The organism is Holzapfeliella saturejae, assembly GCF_037546065.1.
GTDB lineage: Bacteria > Bacillota > Bacilli > Lactobacillales > Lactobacillaceae > Holzapfeliella > Holzapfeliella saturejae.
This window is the reverse complement of sequence record NZ_JAWMWG010000001.1, coordinates 79,220-94,660: the sequence shown is the minus strand read 5'-3', so window position 1 is coordinate 94,660 and position 15,441 is coordinate 79,220. Positions and strand designations below refer to the sequence as shown.

Here is a 15,441-nt window from a genome sequence, read left to right as displayed (position 1 = left end):
TGTAAGGTAAATAAATGGGAATGAAAAGATTCTAAGTGATATGATTATGATGCAAACCAATTAGGAGGTTACGAAAATGACAAACGATCAAATCGTAAAAGTACAAAATATCAATAAAATTTATGGCAAACGCAATGAAAAAAAATATCAAGCATTAAAAGATATTAACTTTTCAGTAGCAAAAGGAGAGTTTATCGGGATTATGGGAGCTTCAGGTTCTGGTAAAACGACCTTACTAAACATGTTGTCGACGCTAGATAAGCCAACAAGTGGTCATATTTATATTAATAATCAAGACATCACTCAATTACAAAAAAACGGGATGGCCGATTTTCGTGGTCGTGAAATTGGCTTTATCTTCCAAGATTTCAACTTGTTAGAAAATTTATCTTGTTACGAAAATATTGCACTACCCTTATCTTTACAAAATGTTTCGGCCAAAAAAATCAAACCAAAAATTCAAAAAATAGCTCAAAAACTAGGGATTACACATATCTTGAATAAATACCCATCCGAAATTTCAGGTGGACAAAAACAACGTGTTGCAGCAAGTCGGGCCTTAGTTCATGAACCATCAATTTTATTTGGGGATGAACCAACAGGAGCATTAGATTCAAAAAGTGCTAAAGAATTGCTAAACACAATGCAACAATTAAATGAACAAGATGCGGTTTCAATTTTAATGGTAACTCACGATGCAGCAGCAGCTAGTTATGCACAACGCATTCTATTTATTAAAGATGGTGAAATTCATCGTGAATTAAGACGTGGGCAAAGTTCACGTTCAGATTTTTATCAAGAAATTATTCAAACACTGGGAACATATGAACAATAAAAAGGAGCGTTAACATGTTATTCAAATTAGCATTATCAGGCCTTAGAAGTCGATTTAAAGACTATTTGGTCTTATTTTCTGGACTAATTGTGACAAGTGCGATTTTTTATATGTTCTTATCACTTTCAACCAATCCAGACTTTTTAAATCAAAATCCAACTGTTAAATCGATTGGGACATTATTTATTATCGGTGATATTTTGCTGGGAATTATTACATTAGTCTATGTTATCTATGCAAATGGCTTCTTACTCAGCATGCGACAACGAGATTATGGGTTATTCATGATGCTTGGGGCCAATAGCTCAAAAATTGGTAACTTAATCTTTGTTGAAACCTTATTCTTAGGTGTTTTGGCAACCGTTGTTGGTTCAGTCATTGGTGTTTTTGCGACACAAGGTGTAGCTGGATTGTTGGTCAATAATTTAGGCCTTTCAATTAAAGGTTTTATTGGCTTACATGTTCCCGCTGTCTTGTGGACGATTTTATTTTTCTTTGTGCTATTCTTTTTAGCAGCACTATTTAATCGTTTGAAATTATCCACAATTCCGATTTTGTCATTATTAAAAGGTGATCAAAAACCCGTTAGCTATCGTCGTAACCCAGCGCTATTGGTGTTACAAGCAGTCGTTGGTATTGGCGCATTAGCAGTCGCTTATTATACGATGTTTAACATCAATAAGTTTTCAACATTTGGTTTTTGGATTGCGTTAGTTGGAATTGTAGTGGGAACTTTCTTAGTCTTTAAGTCATTTTTCACTGTCTTAATTAACATGTTAAGAAAATGGAAACGCCTTAATCATCATGGCTTAAATAACTTTACAATTAACCAATTAAAATTCAGAATTACAGATTATACTCGAATTCTATCCGTTGTTTCTATTTTGTTTGCGATGGCAGTCGGTGCGATTACCGTTTCATTATCAATGCGTAATATGGCATTTGATAATACTGAAAATGCTGCTTTTTATAACACAGCGATTTATAGTGATGAAGCTAGTGTTAAAGCAGCAGCCGAAAAATTACCGATTCAAGAACAAAGTACGTTCCACTACAAAGTTGATGGTCAAAATGTATATGCTTTGGCTAGTGAAGCAACCAATCAAACAGTGAAAACTAGAGTTTTTGATAATGAAGGGGCAGTAAATAGTGGACGAGCAGCTTATAAATTAGTGACTCGCCAAGGTGATGAAGCCAAAAATGACATTAATAATTTTATTTCATCTGCCTATAGTATGATTCACCCAGATAATCAGATTTGGTCTGGCGGATTTGAAACACCAAATGGTGTTCAGTATCATTATGTTGATCAAACCACATTCAATCGTATTCCTGCAGAAGAACATGAAGTGCAGTTAATTAAAACTACCGGTGGTATGCGTCAAAATTGGCGAGCATTAACTGATTTAGATAATTTACAATTGAGTACAGTTGCTGCCAATGGTTCTGCTGGCGGAATGGCATCAAATCATGTTGGTGGTCAAGGTATTACCTATTACAAAGATATTAATGCACTCTTATCTAGTTTTCAATTTATGGGTATCTTCTTAGGTGTTGCTTTCTTAACAATGTTAGCTTCAATTTTGATTTTCAAGATTTTAAGTGGTGCACACCAAGACAAACAACGTTACCAAATGCTTGATAAGATTGGTGCTCGTCGTTCAGTTATGACCCGATCTATTGCTAAAGAATTAGCTGTATTATTTATCTTGCCAGGTTTAATGGGATTAATGCACATGCTGTTTGGTCTTAAATTATTTGAATTAATGGTGCCAGGAATATATGGTATGGCTTGGTTGCCAATCATTATCTTCTTAGGACTTTACTTCTTGTATTACTTATTAACATTGTCAATTTATCGTTCAATTGTTTTACGAAAAAGAAACTAGTAAAAAAGCCAACTTAATTTAAGTTGGCTTTTTTATTGTCTTACCTTACAAAATTGTAAGACTAACCCTTCAAATTGTAAGCTTAATCGATGTTAACTCCTTAGCGTGATTGTTAGCATGAGAGATGTAAACAAATCAAGGGGGAATTACTATGGCAGATAATCAAATTGTAACTGTACATAATGTGAATAAAATTTATGGAAAGCGTAACGAAAAGCAGTATCAAGCTTTAAAAGAGATTAATTTTTCAGTGGCTAAAGGTGAATTTATTGGAATTATGGGGGCTTCAGGTTCAGGGAAAACAACCTTATTGAATCTATTATCAACATTAGATAAGCCAACAAGTGGCCAAATTGAAATTAATAATCAAGATATTACACAATTAAAGAAAAATCAGATGGCTGATTTTCGTGGACGTGAAATTGGGTTTATCTTTCAAGATTTCAACTTATTAGAAAACTTATCTTGTCGTGAAAATATTGCATTACCTTTATCATTACAAAATATTTTTTCAAAAACTATTCAGCCAAAAATCGAAAAAATCGCAGTTAAGCTGGGAATTTCTGAGATTTTAGATAAATATCCATCTGAAATATCGGGTGGACAAAAGCAACGTGTGGCAGCTAGTCGAGCTTTAGTTCATGAACCATCAATTCTTTTTGGAGATGAACCCACAGGAGCATTGGATTCAAAAAGCGCCAAAGAATTATTGAACACCATGCAACAACTCAATAAGCAAGATCAAGTTTCGATTTTGATGGTTACACACGATGCTGCAGCAGCTAGTTATGCACAACGTATTTTATTTATTAAAGATGGTGAAATTCATCGTGAATTGAAGCGGGGACAACAATCACGGTCTGATTTTTACCAACAAATTATTCAAACACTTGGGACATATGAACAATAACACAAAGGGGGGAGAACTATGCTATTTAAACTATCGTTAACGGGAATGAAAAGCCGTTTTAAAGACTACTTAGTTTTATTTTCTGGATTAATTGTAACAAGTGCTATTTTTTATATGTTCTTGTCACTTTCGACTAATCCAGGATTTTTAGATGATAATCCAACCGTTAAAATCGTCAAACAATTATTTTTAATTGGAAATGTTTTGCTGGGAATTATTACCCTAGTGTATGTAACCTACGCTAATAGCTTTTTACTTAGTATGCGACAACGTGATTATGGATTATTTATGATGCTAGGTGCTAAAAGTTCTAAAATTGGTAATTTGATTTTTATTGAAACGCTATTTTTAGGGATTTTAGCAACATTAATAGGATCATTTTTAGGGATTTTTGTTACACAAGCTGTTGGTGCTTTATTAGTTTCAAGTCTAGGACTATCTATTAAAGGATTCATCGGTTTTCATTTACCAGCTGTTTTATGGACATTACTATTTTTTGCAGTTTTATTTCTATTAGCGGCTTTATTTAATCGAATTAAAATCTCAGCAACTTCCGTTTTGAGCTTGCTAAAAGGTAACAAAAAGCCAGTGACGTATCGTCGCAATAACTGGCTACTGGCAATCCAAGCTGTTATTGGTGTGGCTGGATTAGTAGTGGCTTATTATGAATCTCTGCATATTAGAGAAGCTCCAAATGCTTTAAATGCGTTTTGGATAATCTTATTTGGTATTGTTTTAGGAACTTATTTTGTTTTTAAATCATCTTTTCCAGTGATTATCAACTTACTGAAGAAGTGGTCATGGTTCAATAACCGAAAACTAAATAATTTCACCCTTAATCAGTTAAAATTTAGAATTACAAGTTACACACGTATTCTATCAGTTGTCTCTATTTTATTTGCAATGGCAGTTGGGGCAATCACACTTGCTTTGATGATGAGAGATACTGCTTTTGAACAGGCTGATCATGAATATTATGATGTTTTAATCTATCAAGAAACACCAGAAGTTAGCGAACAACTCTCAAAACTATCTATCACGGATCAAGTACACTATCACTATAAAATAGTAGACGGGTCATTATATGGAATTGATTCAGAACTTAATAATCAAAAATTCACGATAAATGAATTACAAAACACAAGTGTTGGTCCAGATACAACGTTAACCTATGCTTTGAAGTCTTATAGTGGACAAGAAATTGAAGACTATATTAGGCAAGCTATGATAAGTGCTTACAATTCACAACAAAAAGATGATAGTCAGCAATTAAGTACAGGTGTCGTTGATAATGAGTCACGAGACTATGTTGTTAAAACTAATTTTGTGTCGCAGCAAGCGTTTGATCAGTTATCTGGTTCAGCGGGTGAAATCAAATTTGTAAAAACAACAAGTATGCGTCAAAATCTGATACCATTGCAGAAAATAACTAACTTGCAAGGCGAAGTACGTAATCCAACTGATGGATTTGGGATGCAACAAGGAATTAATGTTTATCAACAGGCTAATAGTGTCTTATCTATTTTCCAATTTATCGGGTTATTCTTAGGAATTTCATTTTTAACGATGTTAGCTTCGATTTTGATTTTCAAAATTTTAAGTGGTGCACATCAAGATCAACAGCGTTATGAAATGCTTGATAAAATTGGTGCAAGATCAAGTACTATGACGAAATCAATTGCACGAGAATTAGCAATTTTGTTCATCTTGCCTGGTGCCATGGGTGTGATGCATATGCTGTTTGGACTTAAATTATTTGAACAAATGGTTTCAAACATTTACAGTCGTATACCGTTTCCACTTGCGATTTTCTTAGGGTTATACTTTTTATACTACCTACTAACACTATTTATATATCGTTCAATTGTTTTACGAAAAAGAAAATAATAAAAGCCAACTTAATTGAGTTGGCTTTTTGTTTTGGATTAATAAAATTTTAGTTTCTTAACCAAATCTTACAAAATTGTAAGATTGAAGCCTAAATTGTAAGTTAAATCGATGTAACAACCTGCTGCTGATTGTTAGCATAGAAATTGTAAACAAATCAGGGGGGTATCATTTATGACACAAGAGCATATTAAGTTTGGCGCAATTATGAAACTGGCGTTTGAAAATTTACGTCAAAACTACAAAAAATACAGTATTTTATTTTTAGGACTATTAGTTTTAAGTACCTTAATTTATACTTTTTCAACATTAACTAAAACATTAGGCACCAATCAGACGCTAATTATGACACAAGACGCGCCCGTTTTTATCACGGGAGAAGTCGTCTTAATTATGATTACCATGATATACATGGGTTATCTGAACCGATTTTTATTAAATCAGGCACAACAAAATAAGCAACTTACTCAGCGCTTAGGTGACAAACAATCGAAAGTAATCATGGTAGCTTTAGTTCAGCTATTAATGATTAGCATTTCGATGGTATTCTTGGGCGTTCTTGTGGGTATTGCAGTGTCACAACTAGTTGGATTCTCAATAGCTAGTACACAAGGAGTTGTCCTTAAAGGATTCGTTGGTTTTCACTTGTTGAGTTTGATTGATCTTATCCTTGTCTTTGTCGGCCTACCCATTGTAGGTCTAATCGTTAACAAGGTTCACATTAGTGGCATCATGCCAAAAATTCACAAAGAAGAAAGTCGAAAATATCGCAATCCTTGGCTAGTAGTTGTTCAATTAGGTTTAGGTGTTATTGGATTTTTAGTTGCCTATTATGCAAGCCACGATATTTTGAATTATCAAACACAATCTCTCGCACTAATCATCACATCTGTTGCGATTCTTTCAGGAGTTTATTGCGTCTTTAATGCATTTTATCCAACTGTTATTCAACTACTATTGAAGTGGCCTTGGTTTAGTAAACGTAAACTTCATGAAAACACATTGAATCAACTCAACACTAAATTGATTCACCACGTTAAAGGCTTTAGTTTAGTAACGCTACTATTGGCAGTTGCAGTAGGTGCTATAGCAGTCACAAATTCTGTCACAACTGTAAGTATTGAAAGAGCTAACGATAATACTTTTTATGATACGGTCATTTATAATCATCAGCCCGAAGTTACTGAAGCAGTTAAGCAGTTACCTATTGAAGAAAAAACCACCTATCATTACAAAGTTGATGGTAAGAATGTATACATGCTAAAAAACGAATTAGAAACACAGCAGTTAAAATTGAAAGTTGTTGATTTTGGTCAACCGCTGATTAATGGCAATCGTTTAAGATACAAGACTACAAGTTATCAAGGTGAAAATGCAAAAGCGGAATTGAAGCATACCATTTCTTCATCTTATGAACTTATTCAACCCGATAATGACATCTGGATCAACACATTTGAATTACCAACAGACGTGACTTATCAAGATATGAGTCAATCAGAATTTGATCAAGTTCAAGCAACTTCAAATGAAATTCAACTTATTAAAACCAAAGGTGGTATTGCACAAAACTGGCCAGCACTAATGGCTATTGAAAAGTTACAGCTTGGCGACAAGATGGGTAACGATAGAGTTGGCGGTATGAGAAATAGCCAAGTTGGTGGTCAAGGAATTACTTACTTTAGAAATTTAAGTACTGAATTTGCTATTTTGAAAACTTTTGCAATTGGAATTAGTTTGGCACTACTGATAACAATCATTTCAATCTTAATCTTCAAACAGTGGCAATCTTTCAAACAAGATAAAGCGACCTACCAAACTATGCAAACTCAAGGCTTTCAACCATCAGTTATCAAAAAGGCATTGTTCAAAGAAGTTCTAGCACTCTTTATCATGCCATTGATCCCAGGAGTAATAACGACACTAATTGGACTTGAAGTCTTCAATTATTTAACTGTGAATATTTATCAATTAAGTATTTTGCCAATCACAATTTGTGTTGTTTTATATCTGGTTATAGCGGTATTAGTCGCTTTTGTTTACCAAAAGAAACTATTGAAAACAGCTGATTAAAGGGGAGTCAGTTTTATTTTCGAGTTAATAAAAATTTAACTTTTAATCAATTTACGGTATCATTATAAGTGGAGGAGTTTAATGAAAGGACTAGATTATGCAAAGAGAAACATTGAAACAAAAAATAAAAGCACGGTTTGATACGCGTTCGTTTGCAACACCTTATTTTTCAATTAGAAAATTAGTTTCCATTACATTTGGATTGATGCTCTTAATTGGACTTGCAACGAGCTTATTAATTGCAGGTAAGCAGATTGCTAAAACAACCGAGTCAAACTTAGAAAACATTTATTATGATGGTGCGATTTATAGTACCAGCCCACAAGTTGATCAACAATTGAAACAATTGAACTTAAAAGAGTCTGTTTACTATGGTTATAAGATTCAAGATGGTAATTTGTTTGTCTCTATCGATGAGTTAAATAGTTACCCGCTTAAATTATCAGGTGGGCAAACGGTGCCACAACTTAATTTAGGTGAATTACCTGATACAGTTAAATTATATTTATCACAGCTCTTTCAAGGTGTGGCTTCTTTTGACCAGATTCAAGCCGTAACGGGATTGCGATTTAATCAAATTCCGGGCGATGCTGAACAGTTGAGGTTAGTGAAGTCAGATAATTTTGCACAAGATTTTGACACCTATCAAACAATTGATAGCTTACAAAAACAACAATTAAACTTACCACCAAATAAAATTATTTCTTTTGTAAAAAGTCAAAAATACAATCAAATTATGACCCAACATCGCCAATTAAAATGGTTAAGCTACAGTTTAAGTTTTATTTTTACAATCGTTTTAGCGTTAGTGGGACTTTACCAAGTACTTAACTACTTATATCAACGGGTTTATTTGGCTAGAAAAAATCACATTAAGACACCTTCCATTTATTTGGAAATGTTTACTGGATTTTTACTCCCTGTTGCACTAGGTGCGGGATTTGCGTTTGTCAACTTTATTGCGCTTGGCGGTTCATCAGTTGATATGCAATTATTCATGACGTCAGTTCTAACGATTTCAGCCTGTTATTTTGCTTTACTTGGCTTTAGTACAGTTATTGCGAAAAAATGGTCTTGGATTTAACTTAAAATACGTTATAATGTAAAAAAGAAAACGTTTTCATAAAAACAGATTATGGTGATTGATATTGACGTGATAACGTTTTCACGATAATCTAGTCGTTGTGATTAATTGAAATTTTTTTCTTACTTAAGCAAGTAAGCAATATTATGTCGTAATTAAGTGTAAAAGTTTGACGGAGGGAATAGAGCATGACAGAATTATATGGCGCAATCGAAGCTGGAGGCACAAAGTTTGCTGTGGCAGTTGGTCGCAAAAACGGTGAAGTTGTAAAACATGGGACAATCAAGACTACAACACCAGAAGAAACAATGGCACAAGTTTTTGATTTCTTTGATCAATATCAAGATGATATCATTTCATTTGGTATTGGGTCATTTGGACCAATCGGTGTAAACGAAAAGTTAGAAAACTACGGTTACATTACAGATACGCCAAAAGTGGCTTGGCAAAACTATAATTTTATTGGTGATATGAAAGCTCGCTATGACGTGCCTATGCTTTGGACAACAGATGTGAACGTTGCCGCTTATGGTGAACACATTTTAGGCGCTGGCCAAAACTTCGATAATGTATTCTACACAACTATTGGAACAGGTGTTGGTAGTGGTGTGATTACACGTGGTGAAGTTTATAATGGTCGTGCTCATCCTGAAACAGGTCACTTAATGATGAGAAAACATCCAGAAGACGATTTTGAAGGGATTTGTCCCTTCCATAAAGACTGTTTAGAAGGTCTAGCTTGTGGTCCTGCGATTGAAGCTCGTTGGGGCGAAAAAGCCTTCAACTTAGATCAAAACCACAAAGCTTGGGAATTTGAAGCCTACTACTTAGCACAAGCTGCTTTAGACTTCACGCTAACATTCTCACCAGATATTATGATTTTTGGTGGTGGTGTTTCTAAACAAGAACACTTGATGGATATGATTCGTGATGAATTCGCTAAAATGATGAATGGATACATCACATTACCAGACTTAAAAGATTACATTGTTCCTGTTTCACTAGGTGACGATGCCGGTATTATCGGGTCATTGCTATTAGCTGAAAAAGTAGCAAGATAAAGAGTAAAAGCACACTGACAACTAGTCGGTGTGCTTTTTTATTAGGTCTAATTATAGTAGTATAGTAAGTAAATAACATGGAGGATAAGGAGGCGACTTTTGATGGGTCAATACGAATCAGAAGCTCAACTGGAGAATCGATTTATTAAACAACTGGAAACTCTAGGCTACCAATATGTCACCATTAAAGATAATGATGATTTATTAGCCCATTTCAGAAAGATTTTAAACGAGCGTAACCAAACGAACTTAAAGGGTAAGCCGTTAACAGATGCAGAATTTCAACGTGTCTATACGGAATTAGTTGGGACTAAGTCACATTACAAAATTAGTTATGACTTGAGAGGATCAATTAATTCTCCTATTGGTAAAATTAGTATTACACGAGATAGTGGTGAACCGCTATTTTTAAACATTTTTGATGTCAAAAATGCAGCAGCCAATACATATGAAGTGACCAACCAAATCACGATGATGGGCCGTTATGAAAATCGTTATGATGTGACGGTTTTAATTAATGGGATGCCTTTGTTACAAATTGAGTTGAAACGTCGAGGGGTTGAGTTCAGCCAAGCATTCAATCAAATTATTCGTTATCGTAATGAAACCTTTAAGGATAGTTTGTTTAGAATGGTGCAACTTTTTGTGGTTTCAAATGGTGAAGATACCCGCTATTTTGCTAATGGTGATGGGAACTTGAATTCAAAATTTATGTTCCGTTGGACAGATAAACATAATAAGTGGCTCAATGAAATTACGGAATTTATGGAATCGTTTTTCCCACCAGAACGGCTACATTCTATCTTAGGGCAATACGTGATTTTTGATGAAAGTCACAGTCGCATGATGGTTATGAGACCGTATCAAATTTATGCGGTGGAAGGAATTATCAATCAAGTTGAAAACCACCCCGATAAAAATGGGTATGTCTGGCATACCACGGGTTCAGGTAAAACCATTACGTCATTTAAAGCGAGTCAGTTGCTAAAACAACGTGAAGATGTGGATAAAGTTATCTTCTTAATTGACCGTAATGATTTGGATGTGCAAACGTCTAAAAACTTTAACTCTTACTTAGGTGCCAAAAACGGTGATTTAGCCATTGATCGAACAGATGACACCAAGACATTAGTGAAACAATTGCAACAAACTGACGAAAAGCTTGTGATTACGACTATTCAAAAGATGAATAATGCTGTTTCAAAAGACTACTACAAAAATTTATTAGCTCCTTATCGTGATAAAAAAGTGATTTTTATTGAAGATGAGGCTCATCGTAGTCAATTTGGGGATATGCGTAAAAATGTGAATAACTGGTTCAAAAATGCCCAACATATTGGGTTTACAGGAACCCCAATCTTTAAAGAAAATATCGGGTCAGATGGACGAACAACACAAGATTTATATGATCAAGAACTGCATCATTATCTAATTAAAGATGCGATTCGTGATCAAAATGTTCTCGGATTTAATGTGCAATACTTACAAACTTTTGATGCTGAAGATATTGATGATAATGGACAGGCTGATGCTAACGCTATCGACAAGAAAGAGGTTATGGAACATCCTGACCGCCTAGAACAAATCGCTCGACATATTATTTTGAATCATCGCCAATATACTAAAAATGGTGAGTTTAATGCGATTTTGACTGTGCCAAATACACGTGTAGCCTTGGCTTATTATGATATTTTCAAAAAACTACAAGCACAAAATCCAGAAGGTGAAAAGCTCAATATCACTAGCGTTTTTACTTGGGCAGCTAATGAACAAGATAATGAAAAGTATCAAGACCAAGACGACGTAACTTCTCGCCATGGACTTGAACATATTGTGGCTGACTACAATCAACTTTATGGTGAAAACTTCTCAGTTGAAGACTTTAAAGATTACTTCAATGACATCTCCATAAGAATGAAGCAACACCATGTGAAAACACCTGAACAAAATATCGATATTTTAATTGTGGTTAACATGTTCTTAACTGGGTTTGATTCACCTAAACTATCCACGTTATATGTGGATAAAAAACTAAAATATCATGGTTTAATTCAAGCTTATTCAAGAACTAACCGAATTGATAACTTGAATAAACCGTTTGGTAACATTGTGAACTATCGCAATCTAAAAACTGAAACCGATGATGCCATTCGCCTATTCTCAGATGGTTCAAGAGAAGCTTTCCTTGCACCAAGTTATGAAGAAATGGCTGAAAACTTCAGACAAGCCATTGAAAAGTTACATGATATTATTAAACAGCCAAAAGATGTGGACAATCTATATAATATGGGTGAAGACCATATTAGTGAATTCATCAAAGCCTTTCGTGATGTGTTACGTATCTATAATAAAATACGTGTTTATGATGAATTTAAATGGGAAAACTTTGCTTTAGATCTCACACCACAACAATATGAATCCTTCCAAAGCAAATATCGAGAAGCCGTTGAGTATTTAGAACGTGAAGCTAAAAATAATAAAAAGATTTCTATTGTGGATGATTTAGATTTTGAATTAGCGTTGATTCAACAAGATGATATCGATGTGAGCTACATTATGGGATTAGTTCAAAACATCGATTTCATGTCGACCGTTGATGATATTGTTGACCATACTGAAAAAATCAAACAACAAATTGAACAAGCTGCACAATCGCAACTACATACTAAAAAAGAATTATTGCTGAGATTTTTGGAAGAAGAAGTACCACAATATGCAGAGCAAGCTAATGTTGATGTCCTAACTGAATTCAATCAATATATTAATCAACAAAAAGAAGACCGTTTTAACCAATTATCAAAAGAAGTTGAAGTGCCAGTGGATAGCTTAAAACACCAACTAGATGAATATAATTTCAGAGGAGAATGCGATTCTCGTAGTATTAATAATGATTTGAAAGGGATACCATTCAAAGAAAAACGCCAACGTAGAGAACGCATTATGCTGGCTATTCAAGATATTGGCGACCATTATAAAGCACTAGATTAAGGGAGTAAATTAATGACAGAAGAACACCAAAACGTACAATCACAACAACAAGCTGAATTACAAAAACACCTATGGGCTATCGCAAATGACTTGCGTGGGAACATGGATGCGAGTGAATTTAGAAACTATATTCTAGGACTTATTTTCTACCGCTTTTTATCAGACCGTGTAGAAGATGAAGTTACCATGTTATTAGATGGTGAAGATATTACCTATGAACAAGCCTACAATAATCCTGATTACGAAGGACTAGATGAAGACATTGTGCAAGATTTAGGATTCACGATTAAACCGCGTTACTTATTCAGTTCACTTATCAAAGATTGCCAAACCAATGAATTCGATATTGAAAAATTACAACATGCGATTAACTCTATTCAAAGTTCAACGATTGGCGAAGACTCACAAGAAGACTTCCAAGGTTTATTCGATGATATGGATTTACAATCACCAAGAATTGGGAACAATGTGGCTGAACGTAGTGAATTAATGCGTAAAGTCTTATTGAACTTGAACAATATTTCATTCCGCTCAAGTGAAATTGAAATTGATGTCTTAGGGGATGCTTATGAATACCTAATCGGTCAATTCGCTGCTTCTGCTGGTAAAAAAGCTGGAGAATTCTACACTCCTCAACAAGTTTCAAAAATCATTTCAGGTGTGGTAACTGCAGGTAAAGATGAAATCAAATCTATCTATGACCCAACCATGGGTTCAGGATCATTACTACTAACAGTTGGAGATAGAGCTCGAATCGGACATTACTATGGTCAAGAATGGAACTCAACGACTTACAACTTGGCTCGTATGAACTTATTAATGCACGGGATTAATTACAGTAACTTTAGTGTTAAACAAGGGGATACGCTTGAAAACGACCGCTTCCCTGATGAAAAATTCGATGCCGTTGTGGCAAACCCACCTTATTCAGCCAACTGGAATAATGCTGATAAGCTAACAGACGAACGTTTCCGTAAATATGGTAAAGTGGCTCCTAAATCAAAAGCTGACTTAGCTTTTGTGATACATATGCTTTACCACTTGAATGATAACGGAACGATGGCAGTTGTATTACCTCATGGTGTGTTATTTAGAGGGGCTGCAGAAGGTGTGATTAGAAAGTATATGATTGAACAAGATAACGTGCTAGATGCGGTTATCGGTTTACCTGCTAACTTATTCTTTGGAACTTCAATCCCTACAACTATTTTGGTTTTCAAAAAGAACCGTCCTCAAACTGATATCTTATTTATCGATGCTTCAAAAGAATTTGAAAAGGGTAAAAATCAAAATAGCTTAACTCAAGCTCACATTGATAAAATCTTACAAACTTATGAAGCTCGTGAAGATGTGGATAAGTATGCACACGTGGCTTCACTTGATGAAATTAAAGAAAATGACTTTAACTTAAATATCCCACGTTATGTGGATACTTTTGAACCTGAACCTGAAATTGATATCAACCAAGTGAAAGCTGATATTGAAGAAGTGAACCAACAAATCGCCAAAATTGAAGCAGAACTTGCTGAAATGGAAGCCCAATTAGTGGAGACTGATGTTGATGAATAAAGAAAGACTAGTGCCACAACTAAGATTTAAGGGCTTTGAAGGTGAGTGGGAGAAGAAAACATTTGGTGATGTTTTCAACTACGAGAGACCTGATAAGTATATTGTTGATAGCGATGAATATGATACTGTCGGAACGCCTGTATTGACTGCAAATAAGTCATTTGTTTTAGGGTACACACATGAAGATGGGGCATATGACAAGGGAGATTCTGTAATTTTTGATGATTTCACTTTGGATAGTAAATACGTAGACTTTAACTACAAAGTAAAATCATCAGCTTTAAAAATTTTAACTGCTAAACAAGGCAATTTAAGATATTTATATGAGTTATTAGCAAGTACTCATATTAATCAAGAGGGACATTCACGACATTATATATCTGTTGTACAACCTTTTAAAATAAAAGTTGCTCCCTTAGACGAACAACAAAAAATTGGCTCTTTTTTTGAAAAAATGGATAAGTTGATTGAATTTTATAAATCAAATATTCAAAATAAGATTTTATATAAGAAATCTATTTTGCAAAAGATAATACCTAGACAAGAAAGTGGTTTTGCAAGGCTAAGATTCAATTATTTTTCTGATAAGTGGAACTCAAAAAAAATTAAAAATATAGCAGATATCTTGGATAATAAACGTGTTCCCATTACTGCATCAAAGAGAGAAAATGGAAAGATTCCATATTATGGAGCTAATGGTATTCAAGATTATGTTAAAAACTATACACATGAGGGATTTTTTACATTGATTGCTGAAGACGGTGCGAGTGATGTTTTAGATTATCCTGTTTACTATGTTGAAGGAAAAATATGGGTTAATAACCATGCACATGTTTTATCAGGTAAAAATCACGTAGCAGATACACGATTTTTGTCAGTCATTTTGAAGTGTGTTGATTATTCTAAATATGTAACTGGCGGTGGTCGTAAAAAATTAAACGGGAACGTTTTAAAAACGATATCTATTAAAATCCCCTCCCTTCCAGAACAACAAAAAATTGGTCAACTTTTTCAAAAACTTGATCAAGAAATTAATCTATACGAACAAAAGATTGAACAGCTTAAACAACTGAAAAAAGGCTATCTGCAAAAGCTATTCTGTTAGGTCATCCCTTGCAAAGAAGTCATTATCGTGGAATAATAATAGT

10 protein-coding genes are annotated in these 15,441 nt (G+C 34.3%); all 10 read left to right on the top strand.

Going from position 1 to position 15,441, the window contains the following annotated elements:
* Window positions 1-76: 76 nt before the first annotated feature.
* The 10 genes from R4Y45_RS00365 (at window position 77) to R4Y45_RS00320 (ending at window position 15,398) form a co-directional block, all read left to right on the top strand.
* The gene (locus R4Y45_RS00365; protein WP_339968143.1) at window positions 77-835 is read left to right on the top strand and encodes an ABC transporter ATP-binding protein; all 759 of its coding nucleotides are present in this window, start codon (window positions 77-79) and stop codon (window positions 833-835) included.
* Window positions 836-849: 14 nt separating this feature from the next.
* Complete coding sequence (locus R4Y45_RS00360) at window positions 850-2,724, top strand: FtsX-like permease family protein (RefSeq protein ID WP_339968139.1); 1,875 nt, start codon at window positions 850-852, stop codon at window positions 2,722-2,724.
* A 151-nt stretch (window positions 2,725-2,875) separates the two neighbouring features.
* Window positions 2,876-3,634, top strand: a complete 759-nt coding sequence (locus R4Y45_RS00355) for an ABC transporter ATP-binding protein (protein WP_339968137.1) — start codon at window positions 2,876-2,878, stop codon at window positions 3,632-3,634.
* 18 nt (window positions 3,635-3,652) lie between these two features.
* Window positions 3,653-5,521: an FtsX-like permease family protein gene (locus R4Y45_RS00350; RefSeq protein ID WP_339968134.1), complete on the top strand. Its 1,869-nt coding sequence runs from the start codon at window positions 3,653-3,655 to the stop codon at window positions 5,519-5,521.
* A gap of 174 nt (window positions 5,522-5,695) precedes the next feature.
* The gene (locus R4Y45_RS00345; protein WP_339968132.1) at window positions 5,696-7,591 is read left to right on the top strand and encodes an FtsX-like permease family protein; all 1,896 of its coding nucleotides are present in this window, start codon (window positions 5,696-5,698) and stop codon (window positions 7,589-7,591) included.
* A gap of 97 nt (window positions 7,592-7,688) precedes the next feature.
* A complete protein-coding gene (locus tag R4Y45_RS00340) occupies window positions 7,689-8,675 on the top strand; it encodes a hypothetical protein (RefSeq protein WP_339968129.1) in 987 nt (328 codons plus the stop codon).
* A 188-nt stretch (window positions 8,676-8,863) separates the two neighbouring features.
* Window positions 8,864-9,736: an ROK family protein gene (locus R4Y45_RS00335; protein WP_339968127.1), complete on the top strand. Its 873-nt coding sequence runs from the start codon at window positions 8,864-8,866 to the stop codon at window positions 9,734-9,736.
* A gap of 102 nt (window positions 9,737-9,838) precedes the next feature.
* Window positions 9,839-12,724 carry a type I restriction endonuclease subunit R gene (locus R4Y45_RS00330; protein ID WP_339968125.1) on the top strand — a complete coding sequence of 962 codons (2,886 nt, stop codon included), beginning with the start codon at window positions 9,839-9,841 and terminating at the stop codon, window positions 12,722-12,724.
* A 12-nt stretch (window positions 12,725-12,736) separates the two neighbouring features.
* On the top strand, window positions 12,737-14,293 hold the full coding sequence (locus R4Y45_RS00325) for a type I restriction-modification system subunit M (protein ID WP_339968123.1): 1,557 nt from the start codon (window positions 12,737-12,739) through the stop codon (window positions 14,291-14,293).
* Window positions 14,286-15,398 carry a restriction endonuclease subunit S gene (locus R4Y45_RS00320; RefSeq protein ID WP_339968121.1) on the top strand — a complete coding sequence of 371 codons (1,113 nt, stop codon included), beginning with the start codon at window positions 14,286-14,288 and terminating at the stop codon, window positions 15,396-15,398. The genes R4Y45_RS00325 and R4Y45_RS00320 overlap by 8 nt, the downstream gene beginning before the upstream one ends.
* Window positions 15,399-15,441 lie beyond the last annotated feature (43 nt).

Bases quoted from the DNA above. Each gene is read 5' to 3' on its own strand.
- R4Y45_RS00365 (WP_339968143.1), top strand. From the start codon at position 77: ATGACAAACGATCAAATCGTAAAAGTACAAAATATCAATAAAATTTAT.
- R4Y45_RS00360 (WP_339968139.1), top strand. From the start codon at position 850: ATGTTATTCAAATTAGCATTATCAGGCCTTAGAAGTCGATTTAAAGAC.
- R4Y45_RS00355 (WP_339968137.1), top strand. From the start codon at position 2,876: ATGGCAGATAATCAAATTGTAACTGTACATAATGTGAATAAAATTTAT.
- R4Y45_RS00350 (WP_339968134.1), top strand. From the start codon at position 3,653: ATGCTATTTAAACTATCGTTAACGGGAATGAAAAGCCGTTTTAAAGAC.
- R4Y45_RS00345 (WP_339968132.1), top strand. From the start codon at position 5,696: ATGACACAAGAGCATATTAAGTTTGGCGCAATTATGAAACTGGCGTTT.
- R4Y45_RS00340 (WP_339968129.1), top strand. From the start codon at position 7,689: ATGCAAAGAGAAACATTGAAACAAAAAATAAAAGCACGGTTTGATACG.
- R4Y45_RS00335 (WP_339968127.1), top strand. From the start codon at position 8,864: ATGACAGAATTATATGGCGCAATCGAAGCTGGAGGCACAAAGTTTGCT.
- R4Y45_RS00330 (WP_339968125.1), top strand. From the start codon at position 9,839: ATGGGTCAATACGAATCAGAAGCTCAACTGGAGAATCGATTTATTAAA.
- R4Y45_RS00325 (WP_339968123.1), top strand. From the start codon at position 12,737: ATGACAGAAGAACACCAAAACGTACAATCACAACAACAAGCTGAATTA.
- R4Y45_RS00320 (WP_339968121.1), top strand. From the start codon at position 14,286: ATGAATAAAGAAAGACTAGTGCCACAACTAAGATTTAAGGGCTTTGAA.